Below are 26,063 nucleotides of genomic sequence, written 5' to 3' on the forward strand. Positions count from 1 at the left end.
ACCCGCGTGACCCGCGTGGCTGGTACGGTCGGCACGGGCGGTCAGTGGCAGACGGCGAGCGCGTCGAGGGCGACGGCGCCCTGGCCGCGGCCCAGGACGACCAGCGGGTTGATGTCCAACTCCGCGAGATCGGCGTCCAGTTCGAGCGACATCCGCTGCACCCGCAGTACGACCTCGACCAGCGCGTCGAGGTCCGCGGGCGGGGCGCCCCGTACGCCCGTCAGCAGGGCGTGGCCGCGCAGTTCGCCGAGCATCGCGCGCGCCTGCTCCTCGCCGAATGGCGGCACGCCCACCGCGACGTCCCGCAACACCTCCACCAGCACCCCGCCGAGACCGACGGTCACCGTCGGCCCGAAGAGGCTGTCGTGCGTGACGCCCACGACCATCTCCACCCCCCGCTCGATCATCTGGCAGACCAGCACACCGTCCAGCGGGAGGTCCTCGTAGCGAGCGATGTCGGTGAGTTCGCGGTAGGCATCCCGGACCTGGCTGGCGGAGGTCAGGCCGACCTTGACGAGGCCGAGTTCGGTCTTGTGGGCGAGCTGCGGCCCGGATGCCTTCATCACCACCGGATAGCCGACCTGGCTCGCCGCCCGTACGGCCGCCGCCGCGCTGGTCACCAGTTGTTCGCGCGGTACGCGGATGCCGTAGGCGCGCAGCAGTTGCTTCGCCGCGTGCTCGCTGAGCTGCTGTCCCGGGCGCAGCAGAGCCTGCGCCTTGCGGGCGGAGGGGGACGGCAGGCGCGGCGCTTCGTCGAAGGGGGAGCGGTAGCCGGCCGTGAAGCGGTGGTGGTCGAAGTAGGCGCGGACGGCGGTGATGCAGTTGGCGAAGGTACGGAAGGTCGCCACCCGGGAGGAGCCGAGCAGTGTGCCGCGGTAGGCGTCCTCGGTGCCGACCGGCGATCCCCACACCACACACACCAGCTTGTCCGTCTGCTCCGCCGCGTCCACCAGATCCTGGGCGAGTTTGTCGCTCATGGGCGGGAAGGGGCCGGTGATCGGGCAGATCAGTACGCCGATCGCGGGATCGGCGAGAATCGCGTCGATGATCTTGCGCCCGCGCCAGTCGCCGACGGGGTGGCCGCCGTTGTCGATGGGGTTGGCGACGCTGAGATAGTCCGGTATCCACTGGTGCAGTTCGCGCTGTTTGGCGTCCGTGAGGGCGGGCAGCCGCAGCCCGGCCGCGGTCGCCAGATCGGCGAAGTGGGCGCCGGTCCCGCCGGAGATCGAATACACGGCGACGCCCTCGGCGACCGGTTTCCGGGCGCGGGCCAGCAGCGCCGCGGTGTCCTGCAACTCGTCCAGCCCGTCCACCCGGATCACACCGAACTGCCGCATCGCGGCGTCCACGACGCCGTCCGCGCCGGTGAGCTTGCCGGTGTGTGAGGCGGCCGTCCGGGCGCCGGTCTCGGTGCGGCCGACCTTGATCGCGACGACCGGGACCTTGTTGCGGGCCGCGCGGTCGGCGGCGAGCAGAAAGCTGCGCCCGTCCTTGAGCCCCTCCACATACGCGGCGATGGCGCCGACCTCGGGGCGGGAGGCGAAGTACGAGATGAAGTCGGCGGTCTCCAGATCGGCCTCGTTGCCGGTCGGGGCCCAGTGGGAGAGGCGGATGCCCAGTTCCTGGAGGGTGAAGACCGGACGGCCCTGGTGGCCGGACTGGGTGATCAGCGCGATGGCCGGTCCGGTCAGGTCCTCGCGGAACCGCTCGAAGGCGTTGAGGTTGGTGTTCGGGCCGAGCAGCCGCAGGCCGGAGCGTTGGACGGCCTCGGCCAGCCGGTCCTGGGCGGCGGCGCCGGCCGCGCCGGTCTCGGCGAAGCCGGAGGCGAAGGCGACCGCGAACTTGACCTTGGCGGCGGCCAGTTGCTCGATGACGGGAAGGGGGTCGCCGACGAGGAGGACGGCGAGATCGACGGGTTCCGGCAGGTCGGAGACGGTGGCGTGGCAGGGGCGGCCGAAGACATGGGCGCGCCCGGGGTTGACGGGGTGCAGCCGGGCGCCGACCCGCTCCGCCCAGGCGATCAGCTGGCGGGTGATACCGGTGTTGGGGCGGCCCTCGGCGTCGGAGGCGCCGATGACGGCCACCGACTCGGGCCGGAAGAAGCGGTCCAGGTCGGGCACCGGGGCGTGCAGCGGGCGGCCGCTGACATCCCGGTCGGCCGTGCCGTCGGCCCGCTGTCCGCCGCTGCCGCCCTGCGGATCGGTCATGCCGTGGACGGTGTGCGGTCGCTGCTCCCCGCAGGCCACGACGCGGGCCGGCCGGGAGTGCGTGGTGAGGGTGCCGTGAGTCGATCCAAGCATCGCAGACCCGCTCCTGTGTGACGGCGCTAAAACCTGACGCCCAGTCAGGTTACTGAACTGTCAGCACGTCAGGAATGGCCCTGCACGGTAAAGCTTCGGGTGAGGTGCTGTGTACGACCTGAGGGGAGGGTGTGCGGTGCCCGGCTGCGGGTGGGGTGGGTGGGTGCGGACGGGTGCGTGTCTTCGGGGCGTGCGGGGCGATTGCGTCCACCCCTTGCGCGGCCACGCCCGTATCCGCTGAACTGGTGGACCCCGAAGAACTGACGCATCGTCAGAAGCTGTATGCGGTGGGTCCGGGGCCGGTAGGCATGGTGAGGCAGCAGGAGGCGTGCGGGATGCAGACGATCTGGCTCAGCGGGGCCGAATGGCTGGCCGTGCTCCGTATCGGCCTCGGCCTGTGGTGGCTGGAGAGCTGGCGGCACAAGGACAAGAAGAGCTGGTTCGAGCGCGGTACGGGCATCGCCTGGGCGGCGGATGTGGCCGCCCATCACCGTTGGGGCGCGGTGCGCGTCGGCTTCGACAAGGTCGTCCGGCCCAGGCCCAAGGTGATGGCGTATGTCGTGGTCCACGCCGAACTGGCCCTGGGGCTCGGCCTCGTTCTCGGCTTTCTCACACCGGTCGCGCTGGCCGGCGGCCTGCTGCTCAATCTGCTCTACCTCGTCCTGATGATGCACGACTGGGCCGAGCAGGGGCAGAACGGGATGATGGCGCTGATCTCCCTGGTCGCCCTGTTCGCGATGAGCTGGCAGACATGGTCACTCGACGGTGTGGTGGGGGTGTTCCAGTGACCGCCGGGGCCGGTGGGGCGGTCCGGTTCGATCTGCCGGAGGCGGATGACTTCACCCGCCCCTACTGGGACGCGGCCGCCGAAGGGCGGCTGCTGCTGCGCCGCTGCCGGGCCGAGGGATGCGGTGCGGCGCACCACTACCCGCGCGAGTTCTGTCCGTACTGCTGGAGCGAGGACGTCGGCTGGGAGCGGGCCACCGGCCGCGCCACGCTCTACACCTGGTCCGTCGTGCACCGGAACGACCTCCCGCCCTTCGGCGGCCGGGTTCCGTACATCGCGGCGGTGGTGGACCTCGCCGAGGGGCCCCGGATGATGACCGAGATCACCGACTGCGCCGAGTCCGAACTGCGTATCGGCATGCCGCTCGTGGTGCACTTCCGTGAGGTGGGCGCGGAAAGTGCGGCGAACGTAGTAGGTACGGCGAGCGCGGTAGGCGCTGCGAATACGGCGAGCGCGGGAGTGGCGCGGGGTGAGGCCGGGGGCGGTGTGCGGGGTGGGACGGCGGGCGGGGTGCCGGGTGGCGGCGGGGCCGTGGTCGCGGTTCCCGTCTTCCGGCCCGCTTGATTCCGGCCCGGCTGATCTACGTGGTGGACCTGGTCCGGCTGATCGCGGTGGTGGGCCGGGGCCCGGTGGCGCGTACGGAGACGCGGCGCGGGGCATGGGGCCGGAGGGGCGTGGCACGTTGGTGGTGCGGGTGTGCTCGCGGCAGGCTGTGGCGATGCTGATCCGAGAGGCGAACGCGGCCGACTGGCCCGCCATCTGGCCGTTCTTCCACGAGATCGTCGCGGCCGGTGAGACCTACAGTTACCCCCGCGACCTCGGGGAGGCGGCGGCCCGGGAGCTGTGGCTGCTCCGGCAGCCCGGCCGTACGGTCGTCGCCGTCGACGACGCCGGTACGGTACTGGGCTCGGCCAAGATGAACCCCAACCACCTGGGCGGTGCCTCGCATATCGCCGGCGCCAGTTTCATGGTCGATCCGCGGCACGGCGGGCGTGGCGTCGGCCGGGCGCTGGGCGAGTACGCGCTGGCGTGGGCCCGCGCCGAGGGCTACCGCGCGATGCAGTTCAACGGGGTGGTGGAGACCAACACCGCCGCGGTCGCCCTCTGGGAATCCCTGGGCTTCCAGATCATGACCACCCTCCCCGAGGGCTTCCGGCACCCCACCCGGGGCTATGTGGGGCTGCACATCATGTACCGGCTGCTGTGAGGCGGGGACGGGGCGGGACGGCGACGGCGACGGCGGTGACCGCGGCGTGGGACGGGCCGCTGCGGGCTCTACCGGCCCCGCGCGACGCCGGCCCGTCCGGTGCCGGCCGGTCCGACACCCCGGCCGCCGCCGCGCCCCCGGCCGCCGCCGCGCCCCGGTCGCCGCCGCGACGTACCGGCCCCCGCCGTGTACCGCCTCCCCCGCCGCATAACGCCCCCCCGCGAAGCCCTACGGCCAAAGCAGCTCCCGCCACCAACAACCACCCCCATAGCGGTAATTGAGGCGCACATGGCGCCGCCTCGCGTCGCCCTGGAAGAACTCGACCTCCTCGGCGCGCAGCACATAGAGCGTCCAGCTCGGTACGGGGGCGTCCGGTTCGCGCCGGGCCCGTTCCCACGCGGCGTCCGAGGCGCGGGCCAGTTCCCCGGTGGAGCCGAGGACCTCGCTCTGCCGTCCGACCAGCGCGGCGGCCAGCGCCCCCGGGGAGCGGCGGTGCAGATCGGCCGCGCTCTCCTCGGGGCCCGCCGCGGTCACCGTCCCGCGGATACGGACCTGGCGGCCGACCGCCGCCCAGTAGAAGCCGAGCGCCGCCCGGGGGCGGGCGGCCAGCTCGCGGCCCTTGCGGCTGCCGCGGTGCGAGGCGAAGTGCCAGCCGCGCTCGTCGGCGTCGTGCAGCATCAGGGTCCGTACGGAGGGGTCGCCGGCCGCGTCCGCCGTCGCGAGCGTCATGGTGTGCGGCTCGGGGACACCGGCCTCGGCGGCCTCCCGCAGCCACCGCCGGAAGAGCGGCAGCGGCTCGGCCGGGGCCCGCGCCGGATCGAACGCGGGCAGCTCGGCCTCCCAGACCCGCAGCCCGCGCAGCAGCTCGCGGAACGCGCGGGCGTCGTCATCGGCGTCGGGACGGACGTCACTGTCGGCGGGTCGGGTGCCGCCGCCCGCGGGGCGGGCTGCGTCGTGGTGCGTGGGGTGCTCGGCCATGCCAGGCAGCGTACGACTCGGCGCGTCCGGACCGGTGCGGGCAGGGACGGCCTGGTGGCACGGGCGGAAAAACCGCTGGCCCGACTCCCGACCCCCCGTTACGCTCCACCGCATGCACCTCTTCCAGATCTACGGCTGACAGCCCCGAGGGCGGTTCCACCGCCCCGCCCGCACCCTGGTGTGCCCCGCCCGCGCCCAAGTGCGCCCGGCGCGCGACCGGCTCCGCAGCCGTCGCCGCGCGGTGCCGCCCGGGTCGTCGGGCTGTCGTGTCATTCGCCGTAGCTCTGCGCAGAAGGAATCCCCATGACCAGCAACACCCATCCCACCCATGCCACCCGACCCAGCCGTGCCACCCGGGCAGGAACCCCGTCCCCCGGCCCCCGGCGGCCCGCGCATATCGCCATGGTCGGCACGCCCATGGTCAGTCATGTGCTGCCCAGCCTGGCGATCGTGCGGGAGCTGGTGGACCGTGGCCATCGGGTGACGTACGCCAACACCGACCACGCCGCCGAGCTGATCGCCACCACCGGCGCCGAGTTCGTGCGCTACACCTCCACCCTCCCGGTCGTCGACAACAACTGGCCGCAGGACCCCGTCGCCGCGTCGTCGCTCTTCCTGGACGACGCCATCGAGGTACTGCCGCAGCTGCGGGCCGCGTACGACGACGACCCCGCCGACCTCTACCTCTACGACATCGGCGCCTACGCCGCCCGCGCGCTGGCCGAGGCGCAGGGGCGGGACCTCGTCCAGCTGTCGCCGACCTTCGTGGGCTGGGAGGGTGCGCAGGAGGAGTTCGGCGCGGCCTTCGCGGCGCTGCCGGGGGGCGATGTCTACCGGGCGCGGTTCGCGGACTGGCTGGCCGGGTGCGGTGCGCGCACCACGGATGTGGACGAGTTCTCCGGCCACCCGCGACGGGCGCTGGCGATGATCCCGCGGGCCATGCAGCCGCACGCGGACCGGGTCGACTCCGACGCGGTGACGTTCGTCGGACCGTGCTTCGGCGACCGTGCGGAGCAGGGCGGCTGGGACCGGCCGGCCGGGGCCGAGAAGGTGCTGCTGGTCTCGCTGGGCTCGGCGTTCACGCGGCAGCCGGAGTTCTACCGGCGGTGCCTGGCGGCCTTCGGCGGTCTGCCGGGGTGGCATGTGGTCCTTCAGATCGGCAAGTACCTCGATCCGGCGGAGCTGGGCGACGTACCGGCCAACATCGAAGTCCGGTCGTGGATACCGCAGTTGGCGATTCTGGAGCAGGCGGACGCGTTCGTCACGCACGCGGGGATGGGCGGCAGCAGCGAGGGGCTGTTCACCGGTGTGCCGATGATCGCCGTACCGCAGGGCGCCGAGCAGTTCGTGAACGCCGACCGGCTGGTCGAGCTGGGGGTCGCCCGCCGTCTCGACACCGCGGACGCCACGGCGGACGCGCTGCGTACGGCGCTGACGGAGCTGACCGCGGATCCGCGGGTCGCCGAACGCGCGGCGCGGCTGCGCGCGGACGCCCGGTCCGAGGGCGGCGCCCGCCGGGCCGCCGACCTCATCGAGGAGCGGCTGGGCTGACGCCGGGCGCCCCGGGCGCCTGACCGGGGGAGGGAGTGGGGGGGAAACCCTTACTCCCTCCCCAGCACCACCGTCCCCGACGAGCAGAACCAGCCGCCCGTGCCGGAGGCGACGGCGAGTTGCGGGAGGCGGCCGTCGCGGCGGTGGACCTGGCGGTCCTGGCCGGCTTCGCCGCGGAGCTGGCGTACCGCCTCGACCAGCAGGAACAGCCCGCGCATACCGGGGTGGCAGGCGGCCAGCCCGCCACCGTCGGTGTTGACCGGCAGGGCGCCGTCCCGCAGCAGGCGGCCCCCCTCGACGAACGCGCCGCCCTCGCCCTTCGCACAGAACCCCAGGTCCTCCAGCGTCACCAGGGTCATATAGGTGAAGGCGTCGTAGATCTCGGCGAGGTCGATCTCCGACGGGCGGACGCCGGCGCGGGCGAAGGCCAGCCGGCCGGAGACCGCTGCCGGTGAGACGGTGAAGTCGTCCCACTCCGACATGGTGGTGTGCGAGACGGCGGTGCCGGAACCGAGCACCCAGACCGGGGGTTTGGCGAGGTCGGGGACGTGGTCCTCGGCGACGAGCAGGACCGCGCAGCCGCCGTCGGAGCGGATGCAGCAGTGCAGTTTGGTGAACGGATCGGCGATCATCGGGCCGTCGAGGACCTCGTCGACGGTGATCGGATCGCGGTACATGGCGTCCGGGTTGGCCGCCGCGTTGGCGCGCGCCTGGACGGCCACCTGGGCCAACTGCTCCAGGGTCGTGCCGTACTGGTGCATATGGCGGCGGGCGGCCATGGCGTATTTGGCGATCAGGGTGTGCCCGTAGGGGGCCTCGAACTGGAGCGGGCCGCGGGTGCCGAAGGAGAGGTTGGCGGTACGGCGCCCGGCCTTGAGATCGGCGCGGGCGGTGGAACCGTAGACGAGGAGTACGGCGTTGGCGTGGCCCGCGGCGATCGCGTCGACGGCGTGCGCGGTCAGTACCTCCCAGGTGGCGCCGCCGACCGAGGTCGAATCGACCCAGGTGGGGCGGAGACCCAGATATTCGGCGACCTCGACGGGCGCGAGGGTGCCGAGGCCGGCCGACGCGAAGCCGTCGATCACCGAGCGGTCCAGACCCGAGTCGGCGAGCGCCCGGCGGGCGGCCTGGGCGTGCAGGGTGTAGGGGGTGGCGCCGTCCACGCGTCCACCGTCGGACAGGGCGACTCCGGCGACGGCGACCTTGCGAACCCCGGCGACCTTGCGATTCCCGGCGGGGATGCGGCTCCCTGAAGTCATGAATCTGACGGTACATCAGATATGCGGGGGTGGGCCGGGTCTCGCGCGATCCGGCTCGGGCGGGTGCGGCCGCGTACTCGCGTGTACCGGCGCAGGTCTGCGGGTGGCCGCACGTGGCTGCACGTGGCTGCGCGTGCCTAGGAAAGTCAGCCGTTCGTGCTTAATATGACGGCCCGTCAGAAAAGTTGATGTGCGATGTGTGATGTCGGCGCGCCCGTCGGACCGGACGGGCGTGGTGGTACGGCCGGGAGGAGCCCGCCGATGGATGCCGCGTTCACCGAGGAGCAGGACGAGATCCGCCGCACGCTGCGCGAACTGCTGCACAAATACTGCGGCGGGGACGAGGTCAAGGCGGCGGCGCGGACCCCGGCGGGCTACGACGAGGCGCTCTGGCGCAGGCTGGCCGGGCAGCTCGGGCTGCCGGGGCTCGCGCTGCCCGCCGCGTACGGCGGGGTCGGCTGCGGGCCCACCGAACTCGCCCTGATCTGCGAGGAGACCGGCCGCGCGGTGCTGCCGTCACCCCTGATCGCCACCGCCGCGCTCGCCGCGCCGCTGATCCTGGCGCTGGGCAGCGAGCGGCAGCGCACCGCACTGCTGCCCGGTATCGCCGCCGGGGAACTGACCGCGACGCTGGCCGTACCGGGCGACCGGCTGGCCACCGCACTCGCGCTGACCGGGCCGAACGACGGCGACTGGGCGGGCGGCGGCCGGGCCGGGGGAATCCAGGCGCGGGCGCACGAGGGGGGCTGGCGGCTGTACGGGGAGGCCGGGCAGGTACTCGACGGGCACACCGCGGAGGTGCTGCTGGTGGCGGCGCACACCGGCGGTTTCGCCCGTGGCCGCACACTGCTCTTCCTCGTACGGGCCGGGCGGGGGGAGAGCCCGGACGGCCGGGCGGCCGGGCCGGGCGAGGTGCCCGGACTGGTGCGGACCCGGCAGACCGTGCTGGACGAGACCCGACCGCAGGCGCGGATAGAACTGCGCGACGTGCCCGCCGAGTTGCTGGGTGAGGGGGACGGGGACGGGGCTGCGGTGGCGGCCGCGCTCGCGGCGACCGGGGCGGTGGCGGCCGCGGCGCTGGCGGCCGAGGCGGTCGGTACGGCCGATACGGCGCTGGCCCGTACCGTCGCGTACGTCCGGGAGCGCGAGCAGTTCGGCCGGGCGATCGGCTCCTTCCAGGCCGTACAGCACCGGCTCGCCGACCTGTACGTACGAGTGCAGGCGGCGCGCTCGGCGGCGTACTACGCGGCCTGGTCGGCGGGGGCCGCGCCGCCGCGGGCGGCGGCGGATGCCGGACGGGGCGGGGTGCTGGTGCGGCGGGCGGCCGAACCGGGGGTGGGCGCGCTGGCGCTCGCGCAGGCGCTGGAGGCGCTGCGCGCGGTGGCGGCCGAGGCGGTGCAGTTGCACGGCGGTATCGGCTTCACCTGGGAGCACGACGCGCACCTCTACTTCAAGCGGGCGACCTGCGACGAACTGCTGCTGGGGCCCGTCCACCGGCTGCGGGCGCGGGCGGCGGAGGAGGCCGGGCTCTTCACGGCCGGGACGCGAGAGGCGGCCGGTGCGTGAGGCCATCAGAGGAGTGGTCGGCGCGGATGGTGCAGCGGGTCTCCTCGACCCGGGCGTTCGCGCGGCTCGCGCCGCATGTCGTCCCCGCGCTGGACCGTACGGTGCACCGGCTGACCCGGGGCAGGGTGCTGCTCAGCGCGCGGCTGCTGCCCGGGGCGATCCTGACCGCGACCGGCGCCAGAAGCGGCCTGCCACGGCGTACGCCATTGGCGTGTCTGCCGGACGGGGACGGCGGCTGGCTGCTGATCGGCAGCAACTTCGGCCGGCCGGGGCATCCGGCCTGGACCGGCAATCTCCTCAAGCATCCGGAGGCGGAGATGAATTGGCGGGGCCGGGACATTCCCGTCCGGGCCCGGCTGCTCACCGGTGCGGAACGGGCGCGGGCCTGGCGGGCGGCGGTCGCGCGCTGGCCCCCGTACGCCGCGTATCAGGCGCGGGTGGCGCGGGAGATCCGGCTGTTCCGGCTGGAGCGGCGCTGACCGGACCGGCGGTGCCGGGCCGTCACTCCGGTGCCACACCCGTCCACCGCGGTGCCGTGCTCGCCGGTGGCGGGGGCCGGTGGGCCGCGGCGTCGGCCGCGGATGCGCAGCGGGTGCCGTGCGTACCCCGGCGGGGCCGGGGGACACCCGCCGTGTGTGCAGTTGTGAAGCCATGTCAGGACGGATGCGGGGTACGTGCGGGGCGGTATGCGGGGCGGACGGCGAAACTGCCCCGCGCGGTGATTCCGCCGGTGATTCCGGCAGCGTTTCCGTTGGCGATTACGTAAGCGATTCCGTGGGGAATTCCGGCAGCTCGGCCGGCTCCGTCGGCTTCGCTGATTCCGGCCGCTCGACCGGCTCCGCCGATTCCGGATCCGCTGATTCCGGGGTGGTGCCGCCTGTGCGGGCCGTGCCGGCGCTGCCGCCGATTATTTCGTCGGCTTCTTGCCGGTGACGCCGAAATGCACCAGCAGCGCCAGATTGGGCTTGAGTTCGGTCTGTTTGACGCCCCAGCTCTGGAAACCCTTCTGGTGCCCGGCGACCGCGGCCAGCATCGCGACGATCGATCCGGCCATGGCCGCCGCGCTGACGTCCTTGTCGACCTTGTTCTTGCTCTGGAGCTCCTTGATGGAGTCCGTAAGGGAGTTGGTGACGGCATTGAGGATCTTCATGCGGATCTTGTAGAACCGCTTGTCGCCCTCGGCCGCTCCCAGGTCGACGACGCGCAGAATGGCGTCGTGGCTGCGCCAGAAGGAGAGGAAGCCGTCGACCAGCTCCTCCGCCGCCTGCCAGCCGGACTTTCCCACCCAGGAACGTCCCGCGACAAGGCCGGTCAGCTCGGCGCCCTCTTTGGCCATCTCCTCGGCGATTTCGAGGACGGCGCCTTCCACGTCGGGGAAGTACTGATAGAAGGTAGCGGGTGAAGTGCCCGCTTTTCGGGCCACGTCGATGACCTTGACGTCCCGGTACGGGGATGAACTGAGCATTTCGCTGAGGCAGTCGAGCAGCTTCTGCCGCGTCGCCTGTCCACGGCGGCCGGCAACTCTGCCGTCGACGGTTCGAACTTGTCCTGTCATGCCGTCAGCTTACCGAGGGGTGATCGGAGCGCGATTTGACTGCCTGCAAATGGGGAGCGGGGAGTTCGGGATACGGAACCCGGCTTACCGCCCCGGTGGTGGTGCGGGCGGCGCCCTCGCGTACGGTACCGGCTCTCGGCGGAACCCTTTGGTCCGAACCGGTGAATGGTCTTATCAACAGGCTGTGGACAGTCATGGTGGATAAGTGTGCGGTCTGTGTGTGCGGTGTGTGTGCGGTGCGTCGGTAAGTCCGCGCGGAAGGTGATGTGTTGGGTGTCGATGTACGACACGCGGTTTCGGTGATCTCATTCTGAGATATAGATCACGCGTTCGGATTCCCGTCGGGCGGGGTCCGTGAACCGGCGCTAGCTTGGGCATATGGCTGCATATGCGGAGGGTGCCCCTTGCTGGGCGGACGTCATGCTGCCCGATCTCGGCAAGGGCAAGCGCTTCTACGGCGAACTCTTCGGCTGGACCTTCTCCGAAGGCGCCCCCGAGTTCGGCGGATACACCCAGGCATTCCGCAACGGCAAAAGGGCCGCCGGGCTGATGCCCCGGGAAAACGCGTCGATGCCGACCGCCTGGGGGCTGTACTTCGCGACCGATGACATCCGGCGGACCGGCGCCGCGATCTGCGAGGCGGGCGGACGGATCTTCGCCGAGCCGATGCGGCTCGGCGACCTCGGCTCGATGCTGATCGCCGTGGACCCGGCCGGTGCGGTCTTCGGCGCCTGGCAGGCCGGTACGCACCAGGGCTTCGAGACGGCGCAGGAGCCCGGCGGATACCTCTGGATGGCGCTCCACACCCGCCACCCCGACGCGTCCGACGCCTTCTACGGGAAGGTCTTCGGCTTCGAGGGCGTCCCCGACAGCCCGATGGCGCGCCCCGGTTTCCTCCCCTGGCGGCTGGCCGGGCGGCCGGGTGAGATCGGCTGCCGCATCACCATGGGCGAGGGGTTCCCGGCACATGTGCCGGCGCATTTCACCGTCTCCTTCCTCGTCGCGGAGCTGGCGGCCGCGGTACGGACCGCGACCGGCCTCGGCGGCAGCGTCGTCGTCGAGCCCACGGAGACGCCGGGCGGCCCGTACGCGGTCCTCCGGGACGATCAGGGCGCCACCTTCGGCGTCATGGCCCCGAAATAACCCCCGGCCGCGCGGAATTACGCCGGTGGCGGCACCGGCCCCGCGGGCGGGTACGGCGGTGCGCCGACGGGAACGGCCGGACCGGTGGGACGGGCGGCATACGGGTGGCATACGGGCCCGAACCGGCCGGTATCCCCTCGCGTCCGCTCCCGCCGGATGTATCGCAGCACGTCGGGCGGGGACCGGGCGTCCGGGGTGACGGGCGGGCCGAGGGCGGCGCGGGAGTGATCCGTGACACGGCGGGCGGCCCCCGGGTTCGCAACCGGTGGCCCGGCCAGGAAGAATCAGCACCCGTACGGCCGTTTCGGCCGAGCGGTGAGACGCTGCACGGGGCAGGGGCTCTCGGTGGCTTGTGGCTTTGAGAGTCGTTTTCGCCCCACGGGGAGGTGGCAGGCAAATGGTGGAGCAGCTGACGCAGCTGACGCAGCACGATCCCCGGCGGATCGGCCCGTTCGAGGTGCTCGGCCGTCTCGGGGCCGGCGGCATGGGGCTGGTCTATCTGGCGCGTTCGGCGTCCGGCCGGCGCGTCGCGATCAAGACGGTGCGCACGGAGCTGGCCGAGGACCAGCTGTTCCGGGTGCGCTTCACCCGCGAGGTCGAGGCGGCCCGCGCGGTCAGCGGCTTCTACACCGCCGCGGTGGTGGACGCCGACCCCCGCGCGGCGGTGCCGTGGCTGGCGACGGCCTACGTCCCCGCCCCCTCGCTGGAGGAGATCGTCAACGACTGCGGGCCGCTGCCGGCCCAGGCGGTGCGGTGGCTGGCGGCCGGTATCGCCGAGGCGCTCCAGTCCATCCACGGCGCGGGGCTGGTGCACCGGGACCTCAAACCCTCGAACGTCCTGGTCGTCGAGGACGGCCCCCGGGTGATCGACTTCGGGATCGCCTCCGGGGTCTCCAACACCCGTCTGACGATGACCAATGTGGCCGTGGGCACTCCGGCCTATATGTCGCCCGAACAGGCCCGCGACTCGCGCAGCGTGACGGGCGCGAGCGATGTCTTCTCCCTCGGCTCGACGCTCGTCTTCGCCGCCACCGGCCACGCCCCCTTCCACGGCGCCAACCCCGTCGAAACCGTCTTCATGCTGCTCCGGGAGGGCCCCGACCTGGCCGGGCTGCCGGACGAACTGCGTCCGCTGCTGGAGTCCTGTATGCAGAGGGAGGCGGCCCACCGGCCGTCGCCCGCCGACCTCCAGTCCCAGCTCGCACCGCATCTCTTCGGCTCCGGCAGCGACGACAGCGGTACGGCCTCGGCCTGGCTGCCGGCCGGTGCGGTCGCCCTGATAGAGGGGCGGCGCGGCGGCCGTACCTCCCTCCCCAAGGACGACCGGCGCGGCTCGGGAGGCGGTCAGGCGCCGCCGCCGCGGCCCGCGCACGCCCCGGCGGGCGCCGCCGACCGGTCCGGCTGGCCCGGTCACGTCGGCGCGGGCCCCGGTGCGCACCGCGGCGGCGATCCCCGGGGCCCGGCGATGCCGCAGGCCGCGTCGTTCGGCCCGGACCTGTCGCCGGCGCGCGCCACTCCGGTCTCCGCGGCCCCGCCGGCCGCCGCACCACCGCTCGCCCCGCCGCCCGCAGCGCCTTCCGTACCGCCGCCGTCCGTCGCGCCCGCCGCTCCGGCGGACGGGCCCGGCGGTCCGGTCCGGCTCGGCGGCTCGCCCGCCCCGATAGGGCCGGGGCCGCGCGCCGCGGACGGCCGCGACCCGCAGCCGCGCGGGCAGGCCGGTGCCGCGACGAACTGGGTACGGCCGCCCGGCGGCAGCCCCCCGGCCGGGGCGCCGCAGCCCGGGGTGCCGCAGCAGGGCGCCGCCAACGGCGTCCCGGTGGGCGGGGGCCCCGGCGCCGCACCGCAGCACGGCGCACCGGCCGAGCCGCCCGCCGCCGAACCGGGCCGCTGGCGCCCCTGGCGGTTCCGGATGTCGAACGAGGTGTGGGGCACCCCCGCCGTCGCGGGCGACCGGCTGTACGTCACCTCCTTCGAGGTGCACGTCCTCGATGTGGCCAGTGGGCGGCGGCAGTTCAAGACCCGGGACGTGGCCTGGACGATGGCCGTCGCCGACGGCCGCATCCACGCGTCGGACGGTCCGAGCCTGTACGCCCTGGACGCCGCGGACGGTACCGACCGCTGGCGGCTGAACACCGAGGGCTGGGTCTACGCCCTCCAGGTGGACCGCGGCACGGTCGTCACCGGTATGCGCGGTGGCGGCGTCCAGGCGTGGGAGGCCGCCAACGGTGAGCTGCTGTGGGAGATCGGCGGCGCCCAGACCGATTTCGAGACGGCCGAGGCCGGGCCCGTGGTGCACGACGGCACGGTGTTCGTCCGGGCCGATACGCGGCTCAGGGCGCTGGAGGCGCGGACCGGCGCCGAACGCTGGTCGTATCCGGTGGGCGACGCGGCGTCCTGCGGCGGGGTGCCGGTACGGCTGCTGCCCGCACCGGACGGTGTGGTCTACGTCGTGGCCGGCACCCGGGTGCTGGCCCTCGACATCGCGCGCGGTGAGCTGCGCTGGCATTTCGAGGCGCCCGCGGCGTTCGTGAGCCCGCCGGCCTTCGCGCCGGGTCCGGCCGTCGCCGGCGGCGGGGTCTACCTGGCCGACTATCTGGGCACGGTCTACGCGCTGGACGCGGCGGACGGCCGCGAGCGCTGGCGGATCGCCACCGAGCCGCGGCAGTCGACCGAGCCGGTGCTGATCGCGCACGGCGCCGTCCACCTGGGCAGCGGCCACGCCCTCTACACGCTGGACGCGGTGACCGGTACGCCCCGCTGGCGGTTCCAGGCGGGCGCCGAGGTGATCGGCGCACCGGTCGTCGCCGAGGGCCGGGTGCACTTCGGCTCGGCCGACCACTGCCTCTACACGCTCGACGCGATGGGCGGGCAGCTCCGCTGGAAGCTGGCGACCGGCGGTGAGATCACCGGCTCGCCGGTGGCGGTCGGCGGTGTGGTCTACGCGTGCAGCAAGGACCGCTGCGTCTACGCGCTGGACGCGGCGAAGGGGACGGGGATGGCGCGGCGGCCGTAGGGCGGGTCGCCGGGCGGGCGGCAGAGCGAGACCCTCCTTCCCGTGGCTCCTCGCCGTGGTGGCCGCTACTCCCGGTCGCGGTCCCGGTCCCGGTCGTCCTGCGGCTCCGGGGAGTCGGGGCGGGGCGCCTGCTGTCCGTGGCCCAGGCCCCACTGCACCGGAGGCGTGGGGGCCGGCGGCCGCCAGGGTGCGGACGGCTCCGGCGCGACATGGGAGCCCCCTACGGGACCGCCCGCGCCTGGGGCCGGCGGAGGCGGATAGGGCCCGCGCTCGTCGTGGCCTCCGGGGTGCCCGGCTTGTCCGGGGCCGTACTGCCCACCCCCGTACTGGCCGCCGTCGTACTGTCCACTTCCGTACTGCCCGCCGCCGTACTGTCCACCGCCGTACTGCTCGCTGCGGAGCTGACCGTCGTCGTACCGTCCGTCGCCGTACGGGCCCTCGCCGTAGCGGCCGTCGTCATACCGTCCGCCGCCGTGCCGCTCGTCGGTGGGCCGTCCGTCGGGCCGCTCGCGGGACCGGCGGCCCCCGCCGCGCATGATCAGCGCGCCGAGCAGCATGACCGCGCCGCCGCCGAGGGCGTTGGCCGCGCCGACGCCCAGGCCGCCCGTACCGGCGGTGAGCTCGCCCGCGGCCTGCCCCTGGCGGACCATCCACAAGATCGTGAAGCCGAGCACCACCAAGGCCGCGAAGCCGACGAGCAGCCGCGAGCGCAGCGCCACGCCGAGCAGGGTCAGCAGGGCGGCGAAGGCCATGGGGAGGAAGAGGGAGCCGAGGAGCGGGGCGGAGTTACCCGTGAGGCCGTTGAAGAGGTCCTGGATCGGGACATCGCGCCCGTGACGGCCGTCGTACCAGGGACGGAAGGGGCTCCAGACGGCGGCCGCCGCTCCGATGAGGGCGATGACGGATCCGAGTACGTTGCGCACCACTGGCGTGCCTCGCTTCGAGTCGGCCGGACGTCCTCCGCGAACGACGCTACGCCTGCCCGCCCGCGCCCGCTAGACGGGAACGTCACCACAGGTCAGGCGGTATCCGGAGGGTGCTTCGGGGACGCGGGAGGCCGGTCCGGCGGACCGTCTGCGGCACCACCCGGACGACCACCGGCAGCACCACCCGTAACTCAGCGCACCCGTAACTCAGCGCACCCGGAAGTCCGGCGCCTCCGTGCCGGACTGCCGCCGGGCGCGGAACAGCTCCGCCTGGCGGTCCGGCGGCAGGTTTCCGAGCGCGATCAGCTGCGGGGCGTGTGCCAGCGCCTGCGCGCGGACCGCCTCCTTGGCGGCCCACAGGGCCCGTACGGTGCCCTGGACCGCCTCGGTCGGCTGCGCGGCGAGGACGGCCGCGCAGCGCAGCGCCGCCGCGGTCACGGCGCCGGGCTCGGCCAGTTCGGAGACCAGCCCGATCTCGTACGCGCGCGCGGCGCCGAGCCGTTCCGCCGTCCCCATCAGGGACATCCTGGCGACCTCCCCGAACGGCATCCGCTGCGCCATGTGGATGGCCTCGTAGGCGCTGACCATCCCGTAGGTGGTGTGCGGGTCGAAGAAGGTGGCGGTGGTGGACGCGACGATGAACTCGGCCTCGCCCAGGAGGTAGAAGGCCCCGCCGCAGGCCATCCCGTCCACCGCGGCGACGACCGGCTTCCACAGGTCGTTCGTCTTCGGGCCGATGCGGAGCAGCGGGTCGTCCAGGGAGAAGGGCGAGGCCGGCTGGGGGACCTCGACGGAGCGGTCGATACCGGTGCTGAAGGCGCGGCCACCGGCGCCGGTGAGGACCGCGGCCCGTACCGCGTCGTCGGAGCGGAACGCCCGCCAGGTGGCGGCGAGTTCGCCGGCGGTGGCCAGGTCGATGGCGTTGTGCCGGGCGGGCCGGTCGAGGGTGACCAGCGCGACCCCGTCCGCGATCTCCGTACGGACCGTCATGGCCGCTCCAGGAGCCAGCGGGGCACGGTCATACCGCCCGGCAGGGTGTGGAACGCGACCTTCACCGGGGCGCCGATGCGCAGCCGCGCCGGATCGACGGAGTCCAGGGCGGCGTCCGCGGCGGTGACGAGGTTGCCGACGAGCCGGATGCGCGGGGCGTCGGCCAGCTCCACGAGGATCACGTTGTACGGCGCCTGGGCGGCGTAGGCGGGCAGCAGCGGGGGGTGCGGCCGGACGTAGGACCAGATGCGGCCGCGTCCGCTCATCCGCCGCCAGTGGCTGTCGAAGGACTGGCAGTGCGGGCAGCAGGGGCGGGGCGGGAAGCGGGGGGCGTCGCAGGCGGTGCAGGTCTGGACGCGGAGTTCGCCGCGCGCGGCGTACTCCCAGAACGGTGCGCCGTCCTCGTCGGGGACGGGGCTCAGCAGGTCCTCGTCGGGGACGGGAAGCAGCAGGTCACCGCCGGTCCCGGGCCGATTGTCAGTGGTGGCTGTCACGATCGTGGTCACGGTCGCACGAGGGGGGTCGGGTGCCATGGATTCACGAGCGGATGCGTCGGCGGGCTCGGGGGAGCCGGCGGTCTTCCGGGCGTCGGCAGCTTTCCGGGAGTCGGCCGTCTTCCGGGCGGCAACGGCCTTCCGGGTGGTGCTGTCGGTGGTCTTCCGGGTGGTGCCGCGGGTGCTCCGCCGGGCGGGTTCACCAGTGCTCATCGCGTCTCAACTCCTCAGCAGCAGGGCGGAGGTGGGGACGCCCTCGCCCGCGGTGACCAGGCAGGTGGCGGCGTCCGGGACCTGCGCGGTGCTGGTGCCGCGCAGTTGCTTGACGCCTTCGGTGATGAGGTTGAAACCGTGTACGTACGCCTCCGAGAGGCCGCCGCCACCGGTGTTGAGAGGCAGCCGGCCGCCGATCTCCAGGGCGCCGCCCTCGGTGAAGGCCGCGCCCTCGCCGCGCCCGCAGAAGCCGTAGCCCTCCAGGGAGAGGGGGATCAGGGGGGTGAACGCGTCATAGATCTGTGCCACGTCGACGTCCTGCGGTCCCAGGTCGGCGCCCTTCCACAGGTGCCGGGCGGCGGTCCAGGCAGGTCCGGTGAGCGGGTCGTCGTTCCAGTAGTTGACCATGCCGTGGTGCTGGGCGGGCAGGCCCTGGGCCGCGGAGTGGACGTAGACGGGCCGTTGGCGGCAGTCGCGGGCGCGCTCCGCGGAGACGATGACGCAGGCCAGGGCGCCGTCGGTCTCCAGGCAGTTGTCGAAGAGGCAGAGCGGCTCGCTGATCCAGCGGGCGGTCATGTACATCTCGCGGGTCAGCGGACGGTCGTACATGATCGCGTCCGGGTTCTGGTTGGCCCGGTTGCGGCAGGCGAGCGCGACATTGAAGAGATGGTCGCGGGTGGCGCCGTACTCGTGCATATAGCGGCGGGCCAGCATGCCGATCTCATCGGCGGGGCGCAGCAGTCCGAAGGGCCTGGTCCACTGCCCCGGGGTCGGCAGCTGCGCCTGGGTGTTCTTCCAGGGCCGCGGTCCCGAGCCGCGTTTGCGCGACCGCCAGGCGACGCCGACGCTCGCCTGCCCGGTGGCGATGGCGGCGGCCAGATGCGCCACCGTCGCGCAGGAACCGCCGCCGCCGTAGCCGACCTTGGAGAAGTGCGTGACCTCGCCGGCGCCGATGGCCTTGGCGATCTCGACCTCGTCGGTCTCCTCCATGGTGTAGGAGGCGAAGGCGTCCACTTCCGAAGGGGCGATACCGGCATCGTCCAGCGCCGCGAGGACCGCCCGGCAGGCCAGCGCCTTCTCGGACTCCGGGAGGTGTTTGGCGAAGGGGGTCTGTCCGATGCCGACTATCGCCGTAGCGTCCTTGAGGGTCGCCCCCATCGCCACCTCCGTGCTCGGTCGCCAGTGCTGACAGCGGAGGAGGCTACCGTTAATCTGACGGGTAGTCAGCTCTTTCGCGGGAGGTAGTGCGATGCGCGAGGAACCGGAAGCGCGGGCGGACCTGGAGTACGGCTCCATCCCCCTGCTGGTGCGCGCGGCCGCGGAGCGGTACGGCCCGCGGGAGGCGGTGGCCGACGGCCGTGTCCGCCTCTCGTACGCGGAGCTCGGCGAGCGGGTGGAGCGGGCGGCGGCCGCCTGTATCGCCTCCGGCGTGCTGCCCGGCGACCGCGTCGCCGTCTGGGCGCCCAACACCCTCGACTGGATCGTCTGCGCCCTCGGCGCGGTGACGGCCGGTGCCGTCCTCGTCCCCGTCAACACCCGTTTCAAGGGCGCCGAGGCCGCCTACGTCCTGCGCCGCACCCGCGCCAGAGTCCTCTTCGTCACCGGCACCTTCCTCGGCACCTCCTACGTCGCCTCGCTGCGCCGCGCCGCCCAGGAGGGCGCGGGCGGTGGTCCGTTGCCCGGTCTGCCGCATCTGGAGCGGGTCGTGGTGCTCGCCGACGACGCCCCCGCCGACTTCACCACCTGGCGGGACTTCCTCGCCGCCGGTGAGGCGGTGCCCGCCGCGATGGTCCGCGCCCGCGCCGACGCACTGCGCCCCGACGCACCCTCGGACATCATCTTCACCTCCGGCACCACCGGCCACCCCAAGGGCGCCGTGATCACCCACGCGCAGACGCTCCGCGCCTACGGCGTGTGGAGCGAGCTGGCCGGCCTCCAAGAGGGCGACCGCTATCTGATCGTCAACCCGTTCTTCCACACCTTCGGCTACAAAGCCGGGATCCTCGCCTGCCTGCTGCACGGCGCGACGATGATCCCGCAGCCGGTCTTCAGCGTGGCGACGGCGCTCGCCAACATCGCCGCCGAGCGGATCTCCGTCCTCCCCGGACCGCCCGCCCTCCTCCAGCAGATCCTCGACCACCCCGCCCGCGACCGGCACGACCTCTCGGCGCTGCGCCTGGTGGTCACCGGCGCCTCCGTCGTCCCCCTGGAACTGGTCGAGCGGCTCCGCGGCGAACTGAAGATCTCCACCGTCCTCACGGCGTACGGCCTGTCGGAGAGCTCCGGCGTCGTCACGATGTGCCGCCGCGGCGATCCGCCCGACGTGATCGCCGCGACCGCGGGCCGGGCCCTGCCCGGCACCGAGATCCGGGTCGCCGACGCCGGGGGCCGCGCCCTGCCGGCCGGCGCCCCCGGTGAGGTGCTGGTCCGCGGCTACCACGTGATGTCCGGCTACTTCGAGGACCCGGCCGGCACCGCCCGCGCCCGCACCGCCGACGGCTGGCTGCGCACCGGCGACGTCGGCGTCCTCGACCCGGCCGGCAACCTCCGGATCACCGACCGCATCAAGGACATGTTCATCGTCGGCGGCTTCAACGCCTACCCGGCCGAAATAGAGCAACTCCTCGGCCGCCACCCGGACATCGCCGAGGTCGCCGTCGTCGGCATACCCGACCCCCGCCTCGGCGAGGTCGGCAAGGCGTACGCCGTCCGGCGCGCCCGCTCGTCCCTGACCGCCGAGGACCTGATCGCCTGGTCCCGCCGCGAAATGGCCAACTACAAGGTCCCGCGGGAGGTCGAGTTCATCACCGCCCTGCCGCGCAACGCGAGCGGCAAGGTCCTCAAGTCCCGGTTGCGGGAGGTTCGGTGGGGGACTGGAGCCGCCTGACCGCGATGGCGAGGGGACTCAAGTCCGGTGCCCGATCCCGTTCCTCGAATCGCGCCCCCAAGTCCCGTTAACGGAGACGGGGTTGGGGGATGGTGATGCGTCCGTCCGTCAGTCCCGTCTCCGCCGCGAGCGCCCGCATCCGCGCCGCGAAACCGTCGTCGACACCCTGTACGCGCTGCGCGCCGAACTGCCGGCCTACCTCGCCGCCCACCACGCCAAGCCGCGCGGCATGGCCGCCGCAGACTTCGCCGAGCCCGACCCCGCCCGCGCCGTGCACACCGTCGAGCGCGCCCTCGCCGACCGGCTGCCCGCCGAACAGGGCGACGCACTGCGGAAGCGGGGCAGTCTCGGTGGGCAGGGGGCCGGAGGCGAGGAGGGGCGCGCAATCGGGGCAGGCATACAGCGTCCACCCGGGGCCGCTCGCCCGCTCGACGTAGCGCACCGCAACAGGGGCGAGGGTCAGCCGCTCGCAGCGACAGCAGACAACGGCGCTCACGCTCCCACCACCACCCGGACCGTGCGCGTACCGGCGCCGACGTGCACCCCGTGAATCACACTCGGCCCCACGTCAATACCGCGTTCCGCCATCTCCAGCGCCCAACGCCGTTCCGCCTGCGCCCGCCGTTCCGGGCTGTCCGGACGCTTGCGAGGTTCGGCGAGCACGTACGGGCGAACCGGGCTGATGATGTCTGTGAACGGGCGCCGTTCGGCCGCCTCGCGTGCGTACGGGCTCTTGTGCTCCGGCAGCGTGCTCCGGAGCCGGGGAGACGGAGCGGGCGCCGGTTCCGGCGCGAGGGCGGCACGGTGTTTCCGGCGAGTGGGCAACAGCAGCGAGCACAAGCACGCGAGAGTGCGCGCGATAAGGTCGGCCATGTTCGTCAGCTCCGTAATAGCTGATGGGCTCCGCCCCGGTGACGACCTTGCCCGTCGTTGCCGGGGCCTTCTTGTAGACGAAGCTATACCAGTGGTCTCTAGTCGTATAGCCCGGGGAGTGTACGTAGAGGGGCGAGCAAGCTGGAACCTAGCGCCCTACCCTCTGACGTATGAGCGACTACGGGCCGGATGACGAAATCGTCCACGGCGGGCCAGTGCCGGTATACGTGCAGATCGCCGGGGTACTGCGCGCCCGCATCAAGCGCGGCGACTGGCAACCGATGCGTCCCTTGCCGGGCGAGCAGCGCCTTGCCGACGAATTCGGCGTCGCCCGCATGACCGCCCGGAAAGCCGTCCGTGTGCTCGCCGACGAGGGAACTGTGTTCGTCGTCCCCCAGCGCGGCGCGTTCGTTTCCGCCCCCGACCAGCCCGGCAGCGCGGGCGATGGCGCATAGCAGGAAGCCCCGCCCATCCGCCACGGGGGAACGACGGACAGGCGGGGCAGCATGGGGTGTCAGCTTTTGGTCATGCCCAGGTGAGGCGTTGCCCGTCGGGGCCGACGTGCAGCCACATACAGCCGGACGACGGGAACTCGCCCAGTAGGCGTCGCATCATTCTGCGGGGGAACGCTTCGAGATCAAGCGCTACGTGCCGGGTTTTGGGTCAGGCCCTCTAAAGCGCCCGGAACCTCTCCTCCATGTCAGTGACGCGTTCGGCCCGTCGGCCCATGAGATAGACCTTGGTGTGCGTGCGCTGTACTTCGTGCACCAGCTTGAAACCTTGGGTCTCGTTGTACCTCACCAGTTCGGGAAAGTGGCAGCCACGGCGAACCCATGTGCGCCCTTCCTGTGCTGCCCGGTCCACCGCCCACAGACCCATCACGGTTCCCGGCTTCTTGTCCCGGTAAGCGGGGTCCGTGACTGTCGAGTACAGGTAATGAGCCGACTCGTTCAACTCTCCTTCTGTCCAGCCCCACGGGGGGGTCTGTTCCTGAACGGTGGTGTACCCGATGATTCGCCCGTCGTCCGATGCGAGGACCCACACGTCACCATCGGGATTCTTCGCCTGCCGCGCGAGTTCGGCCGCGTTTTCACGCCAGCTCGGAAGCCCATGTTCCTCCAGCCAGTTGGAGCGGGCGAGGATCATTTCTTCAACTGCGGGAATGTCGTCGGCCGTGGCCGGGCGCATGGCGAACACGCTGTCTCCGGATGTCTGGAAGGGATTACAGGAAGGACTGAGCGGCGAAGTGGAGGTCCAGGACTTCGAGCAACTGCGCGTCTCCGTCCTCGCGGTACGGCCCTTCGGCCAGTCGACGGACAGCCATCCGAAGACCATCGGGGTCCACCAGCCTCTCGTCGAAGAGCGGCGAGCCGTCATGGAGCATCTTGGCGAACAGAGGGCGCGCGATGGTGGTGAGCGAGTGCTGAACGACTTCCGCGAACGACTCCCGCTCTCGGGATTCGGTGACGTCCGGGCTCAGCCCGAGGGAGACCAGCCGTCGCCGTTGAAGCTGCTTCAGCTCACGCCAGTGCATGGGCAGCCATTCGCCGAGTTGGACCATGCCCGGGTTGGCGAACGGGTGCACGGGCCAGATACCTGCCCGCATGAGTACCGGCGCCGTGGTCTCCAGAGAGAGCAAGGTCATCGAGTTGACGGCAGCAGGCGGGGCAATGCCGTCGTCGGCGAACTCCAGTGCGGCGCGCGCTCGGTCTCCGATCCAGGGCAGGCCGTCGCTGATCTCGCCCATGGACTTGTGCGGATACTCGGCCTGCGACAGGGCCACCATTTCGTCTCCGCCAAGCCCGGTCACCACCACACGAGCACCACGGTCGGCCAGGACCTCGGTCAGCTTGGTGAACGGCCTGTGGAGAGGCTCCTCGTACGGGCTGATCTTCTCGCCCTTGACCCGGGCGCACCCCGGCGACAACGGCGCGTGCTCCAGGGCGTCGATCAGGTGATCCGACTCCGCGAACGGCAGCGCCTTGATGATCTCCGAGCGTCGGCGAATCTGGTGGGCGCGCCCCGGGCCCGCGATCAGGAGAGCGGCCGTTGGGAAGCGACCCGGGTACCGCTCGGCGAGGCGGGTCCCCACGGTGCCGGAGTCAAACCCGCCCGTGAGGTGCAACACCGTCTCCACGCGGTCTATCGGCCGGAGGCCAAGGGTGTCATCCATCGCTTCCACGAACGCCCCGAGAACGTCGGCATCAGGGGCCAGTTCGCGCGGCCCGCTATGCAATACCGGCTCGGGGTAGTGCAGGTAGAGATGACCGCCGTAGATAGCGGTCGCACGCTCGGTCACGCGGTGAATGCCCCGGAACACCGTCTCGGTGCTGTACCGGGGCCGGTAGATCAGCAGCCGCGCGACTTCACGGGAGCTGAGGCCATCGGCGTGCCCGGCAAGATCAGCCATGTCCCACGACCCATACAGGCTCGTACGGTCGTGCGCGACGTAGAGCGGCGCGACCCCTCCGGGGCCGGCGACGACACGGCACGGGTCACCAGGGGCGGTTTCTACGAGTACGTAGTCCGTGGGCCACTGCTCCGCCAGAGTGCGAGCCTCCTCGAACTCACCAGGGGTGACATCGCGGGGCGCCGGATCAGGCGCTTCCCGGCCCGCGACGCGCTCACGCACCACGAGAAGTGTGCGGCTGCCGTCTGTGACAGCGACATGTTCCACCAAGGGGTGATCATATGGAGCGATCTCGCTCGTCCCGTCGGCAGTGACGTACCTGCGCCCGTTCCACGCCCATACGGTGCTCGCATATGGAGTGAGGCGTAACTTGATCACGCGTGCTCTCCCTTCGGGTGAGCCCGAGGGAACGGCGGATCCGTCCCCTCGGGCGTTAAGGCCGAACGGTTCAGGTGGCGGTGGTGTCGTACGTCTTGGCACCGTCCGACGAACCCGAAACCTTCTTGTACTCGTGCGTCTCAGCCGGTGACTGCACCCGCCGTTGCGCCTTGGTCATGAACAACTTCTCGAAGCGGCGAACGCGCTTCGGCGGGGGCTTGAACTCCTCCACCCCTTTACCTCCTTCAGCTCCGCCGATGCCGGGACCGTCCCGGCATCGCTGTGCACTTGCGACCCACCCCGGCAACCGGCTGTCCTCTTGCAGCAACCGGGGCGGGAGTCTTCGGGTGGTGCCCGCTCCCTTGCCAGGGGGTGTGCGGGAGAACCACTTGACAGGTCATCCCCGGCAGGGCCTGGAGTCTTCACAGGTAGAGCTGTCGCTTACAGGCGCGGCAGTAGATTTTGCCGTCGCGCTTCTCGGTCTGCCTGTGCTCACACGTCTTGGTCTTGGTCATCGCGCCGCCCCGAGCGGCAGGGCGGGGTACGGGTCACGCTTGCGACGGGGTGCCCGGTGACGACCGCCGGAAACGCCCGCAGGCAGCGCGCGCGGCGGCACGTGGGCAGGAACAGCGAGCGTGGCGGACTGCGCGGCGCGGTCGCCGTACCCGTCCTGCCCGTGCGCCTGGGCGCGCACCATGTGGTCAAGCTCCGCGATACACGCGCCACAGGCGTAAACGTCCCCCGTCGCGCCGGGCGTGGCCACAGAGCCGACCCACAGCACGGCCACGCCCTCACGGCGGCAGTACAGCCAACACACCCCCTTCTCCCATGCGTTACCGTCGCTCGTCTGCGCGACCAGGGGCCACGCATCACGCCACGAGTGCTCAACAGCCGGGGAGAACATCACGCCATACCCCTGTCCGCCCCCAGCAGCGCGCCCGGCTCCGCCGGGGGCCGCATGACCGCGTAGTCGCCGAAGTTCCGGCGGTACCGCCGGTGTCCGGTCTCCTGCGTGTGCGCGCTGCCACTCCTCGACCGGACGCGGGCCGCTGTGCGTGCCGGACTGCGCGCCGCACTCCGATTCGTCGCCGGATACGCAGCGCGCTTCGTACTCCGTTTCCGCCGTCTGGTCCTGCTCGATGGTGAACGGGACGTAGCGAAACACGCGCCGGGTCATGCCCCCGCCCCCTGTCGGCGCGCGTCCCCGGTGGGCCGGAGCACGGCGGCGAGCGCGCGAGCCGTCGCCACGTTGCAGCGCCCCAAGTCGATCAGCGCGAGCGGGTCAGACCCCGAGCAGGAAGCGACGTCGAGCCCGAGGGACGGCAGTTTCACCCCCGCCGCCTTGAGCGCGTTGCGCAGCTCGTCGCGCGCCCGCTCAGCGTCTCTGACCTTGTCCGTGGCCGTCTGCTGCCTGCCTGCCGTCGCCATGTGTGCCACTCCGTACGCTGATGGATACCCGTCTCACATGCTCTGCGTGACCTTCCGCTCACAGAGTGGCCTCGGAGTGCGTACGCTCAACAGGTCTGGAGCCAT

Annotated in this window: 24 protein-coding genes; 10 read left to right on the top strand and 14 right to left on the bottom strand. The window is 72.4% G+C overall.

Translation table 11 applies throughout. The annotated features are described in order from the left end of the window. Window positions 1-41: 41 nt before the first annotated feature. Window positions 42-2,300: an acetate--CoA ligase family protein gene (locus IH09_RS22545; RefSeq protein WP_052859266.1), complete on the bottom strand. Its 2,259-nt coding sequence runs from the start codon at window positions 2,298-2,300 to the stop codon at window positions 42-44. Between the two features lie 335 nt (window positions 2,301-2,635). Here IH09_RS22545 and IH09_RS22550 point away from each other — a divergent pair, with 335 nt between their 5' ends. The 3 genes from IH09_RS22550 (at window position 2,636) to IH09_RS22560 (ending at window position 4,294) form a co-directional block, all read left to right on the top strand. Then, window positions 2,636-3,088: a DoxX family membrane protein gene (locus IH09_RS22550; protein ID WP_052859267.1), complete on the top strand. Its 453-nt coding sequence runs from the start codon at window positions 2,636-2,638 to the stop codon at window positions 3,086-3,088. Then, entirely contained in the window at window positions 3,052-3,651 is a 600-nt protein-coding gene (locus IH09_RS22555; protein ID WP_240150538.1) for a Zn-ribbon domain-containing OB-fold protein, read from the top strand. The genes IH09_RS22550 and IH09_RS22555 overlap by 37 nt, the downstream gene beginning before the upstream one ends. 154 nt (window positions 3,652-3,805) lie before the next feature. Next, on the top strand, window positions 3,806-4,294 hold the full coding sequence (locus IH09_RS22560; RefSeq protein WP_052859268.1) for a GNAT family N-acetyltransferase: 489 nt from the start codon (window positions 3,806-3,808) through the stop codon (window positions 4,292-4,294). A 228-nt stretch (window positions 4,295-4,522) separates the two neighbouring features. Here IH09_RS22560 and IH09_RS22565 read toward each other — a convergent pair whose 3' ends face one another. Next, a complete protein-coding gene (locus IH09_RS22565) occupies window positions 4,523-5,272 on the bottom strand; it encodes a pyridoxine/pyridoxamine 5'-phosphate oxidase (protein WP_094791318.1) in 750 nt (249 codons plus the stop codon). 402 nt (window positions 5,273-5,674) lie between these two features. On the opposite strand from IH09_RS22565, the gene IH09_RS22570 reads away from it, so the two are divergent. After that, a complete protein-coding gene (locus tag IH09_RS22570; RefSeq protein ID WP_052859320.1) occupies window positions 5,675-6,823 on the top strand; it encodes a macrolide family glycosyltransferase in 1,149 nt (382 codons plus the stop codon). A 50-nt stretch (window positions 6,824-6,873) separates the two neighbouring features. On the opposite strand, the gene IH09_RS22575 is transcribed toward IH09_RS22570, so the two are convergent. Beyond that, entirely contained in the window at window positions 6,874-8,082 is a 1,209-nt protein-coding gene (locus tag IH09_RS22575; RefSeq protein WP_110952514.1) for a thiolase C-terminal domain-containing protein, read from the bottom strand. A gap of 261 nt (window positions 8,083-8,343) precedes the next feature. Between IH09_RS22575 and IH09_RS22580 the strand changes: the two genes are divergently transcribed. Further along, window positions 8,344-9,648, top strand: coding sequence for an acyl-CoA dehydrogenase family protein (locus tag IH09_RS22580; protein ID WP_052859270.1), 1,305 nt, complete (start codon window positions 8,344-8,346; stop codon window positions 9,646-9,648). A gap of 26 nt (window positions 9,649-9,674) precedes the next feature. After that, a complete protein-coding gene (locus IH09_RS22585) occupies window positions 9,675-10,127 on the top strand; it encodes a nitroreductase family deazaflavin-dependent oxidoreductase (RefSeq protein WP_052859271.1) in 453 nt (150 codons plus the stop codon). Between the two features lie 428 nt (window positions 10,128-10,555). On the opposite strand, the gene IH09_RS22590 is transcribed toward IH09_RS22585, so the two are convergent. After that, on the bottom strand, window positions 10,556-11,203 hold the full coding sequence (locus tag IH09_RS22590; protein ID WP_052859272.1) for a TetR family transcriptional regulator: 648 nt from the start codon (window positions 11,201-11,203) through the stop codon (window positions 10,556-10,558). A gap of 378 nt (window positions 11,204-11,581) precedes the next feature. Between IH09_RS22590 and IH09_RS22595 the strand changes: the two genes are divergently transcribed. Both IH09_RS22595 and IH09_RS22600 read left to right on the top strand, forming a co-directional pair. Continuing rightward, window positions 11,582-12,346 carry a VOC family protein gene (locus IH09_RS22595; protein WP_052859273.1) on the top strand — a complete coding sequence of 255 codons (765 nt, stop codon included), beginning with the start codon at window positions 11,582-11,584 and terminating at the stop codon, window positions 12,344-12,346. A 397-nt stretch (window positions 12,347-12,743) separates the two neighbouring features. After that, complete coding sequence (locus IH09_RS22600) at window positions 12,744-15,359, top strand: serine/threonine-protein kinase (protein ID WP_052859274.1); 2,616 nt, start codon at window positions 12,744-12,746, stop codon at window positions 15,357-15,359. 65 nt (window positions 15,360-15,424) lie between these two features. Here IH09_RS22600 and IH09_RS22605 read toward each other — a convergent pair whose 3' ends face one another. From IH09_RS22605 to IH09_RS22620, 4 genes are all read right to left on the bottom strand, one after another. After that, window positions 15,425-16,282 carry a hypothetical protein gene (locus tag IH09_RS22605; RefSeq protein WP_318279519.1) on the bottom strand — a complete coding sequence of 286 codons (858 nt, stop codon included), beginning with the start codon at window positions 16,280-16,282 and terminating at the stop codon, window positions 15,425-15,427. 210 nt (window positions 16,283-16,492) lie between these two features. Further along, window positions 16,493-17,275 (bottom strand): enoyl-CoA hydratase/isomerase family protein, encoded by a 783-nt coding sequence (locus tag IH09_RS22610; protein WP_052859276.1) that lies wholly within the window; start codon window positions 17,273-17,275, stop codon window positions 16,493-16,495. Then, the gene (locus tag IH09_RS22615; RefSeq protein ID WP_318279520.1) at window positions 17,272-17,781 is read right to left on the bottom strand and encodes a Zn-ribbon domain-containing OB-fold protein; all 510 of its coding nucleotides are present in this window, start codon (window positions 17,779-17,781) and stop codon (window positions 17,272-17,274) included. The genes IH09_RS22610 and IH09_RS22615 overlap by 4 nt, the downstream gene beginning before the upstream one ends. A gap of 207 nt (window positions 17,782-17,988) precedes the next feature. Continuing rightward, window positions 17,989-19,140, bottom strand: coding sequence for a lipid-transfer protein (locus IH09_RS22620; protein WP_052859277.1), 1,152 nt, complete (start codon window positions 19,138-19,140; stop codon window positions 17,989-17,991). A 91-nt stretch (window positions 19,141-19,231) separates the two neighbouring features. Between IH09_RS22620 and IH09_RS22625 the strand changes: the two genes are divergently transcribed. Next, window positions 19,232-20,869: a FadD3 family acyl-CoA ligase gene (locus tag IH09_RS22625; RefSeq protein ID WP_052859278.1), complete on the top strand. Its 1,638-nt coding sequence runs from the start codon at window positions 19,232-19,234 to the stop codon at window positions 20,867-20,869. 67 nt (window positions 20,870-20,936) lie between these two features. On the opposite strand, the gene IH09_RS22630 is transcribed toward IH09_RS22625, so the two are convergent. Further along, complete coding sequence (locus IH09_RS22630; protein WP_052859279.1) at window positions 20,937-21,365, bottom strand: hypothetical protein; 429 nt, start codon at window positions 21,363-21,365, stop codon at window positions 20,937-20,939. Window positions 21,366-21,912: 547 nt separating this feature from the next. Between IH09_RS22630 and IH09_RS22640 the strand changes: the two genes are divergently transcribed. Next, a complete protein-coding gene (locus tag IH09_RS22640; protein WP_052859281.1) occupies window positions 21,913-22,197 on the top strand; it encodes a GntR family transcriptional regulator in 285 nt (94 codons plus the stop codon). Between the two features lie 217 nt (window positions 22,198-22,414). On the opposite strand, the gene IH09_RS22645 is transcribed toward IH09_RS22640, so the two are convergent. The 5 genes from IH09_RS22645 to IH09_RS22660 all read right to left on the bottom strand — a co-directional run bounded on the left by IH09_RS22645 (window position 22,415) and on the right by IH09_RS22660 (window position 25,958). Continuing rightward, a complete protein-coding gene (locus IH09_RS22645; RefSeq protein ID WP_205379299.1) occupies window positions 22,415-22,930 on the bottom strand; it encodes a GNAT family N-acetyltransferase in 516 nt (171 codons plus the stop codon). Between the two features lie 34 nt (window positions 22,931-22,964). Continuing rightward, window positions 22,965-24,419, bottom strand: a complete 1,455-nt coding sequence (locus IH09_RS22650) for an asparagine synthetase B family protein (RefSeq protein ID WP_242640894.1) — start codon at window positions 24,417-24,419, stop codon at window positions 22,965-22,967. A 181-nt stretch (window positions 24,420-24,600) separates the two neighbouring features. Further along, a complete protein-coding gene (locus IH09_RS39240) occupies window positions 24,601-24,762 on the bottom strand; it encodes a hypothetical protein (RefSeq protein WP_165484800.1) in 162 nt (53 codons plus the stop codon). A gap of 279 nt (window positions 24,763-25,041) precedes the next feature. Then, window positions 25,042-25,707, bottom strand: a complete 666-nt coding sequence (locus IH09_RS40095; protein WP_240150539.1) for a DUF7848 domain-containing protein — start codon at window positions 25,705-25,707, stop codon at window positions 25,042-25,044. Further along, the gene (locus IH09_RS22660) at window positions 25,704-25,958 is read right to left on the bottom strand and encodes a hypothetical protein (RefSeq protein ID WP_052859284.1); all 255 of its coding nucleotides are present in this window, start codon (window positions 25,956-25,958) and stop codon (window positions 25,704-25,706) included. Before IH09_RS22660 ends, IH09_RS40095 begins: the two co-directional genes overlap by 4 nt. Window positions 25,959-26,063: the final 105 nt, after the last annotated feature.

Origin of the sequence: Streptomyces celluloflavus (assembly GCA_000720995.1) — a bacterium.
Taxonomy (GTDB): domain Bacteria; phylum Actinomycetota; class Actinomycetes; order Streptomycetales; family Streptomycetaceae; genus Streptomyces; species Streptomyces celluloflavus.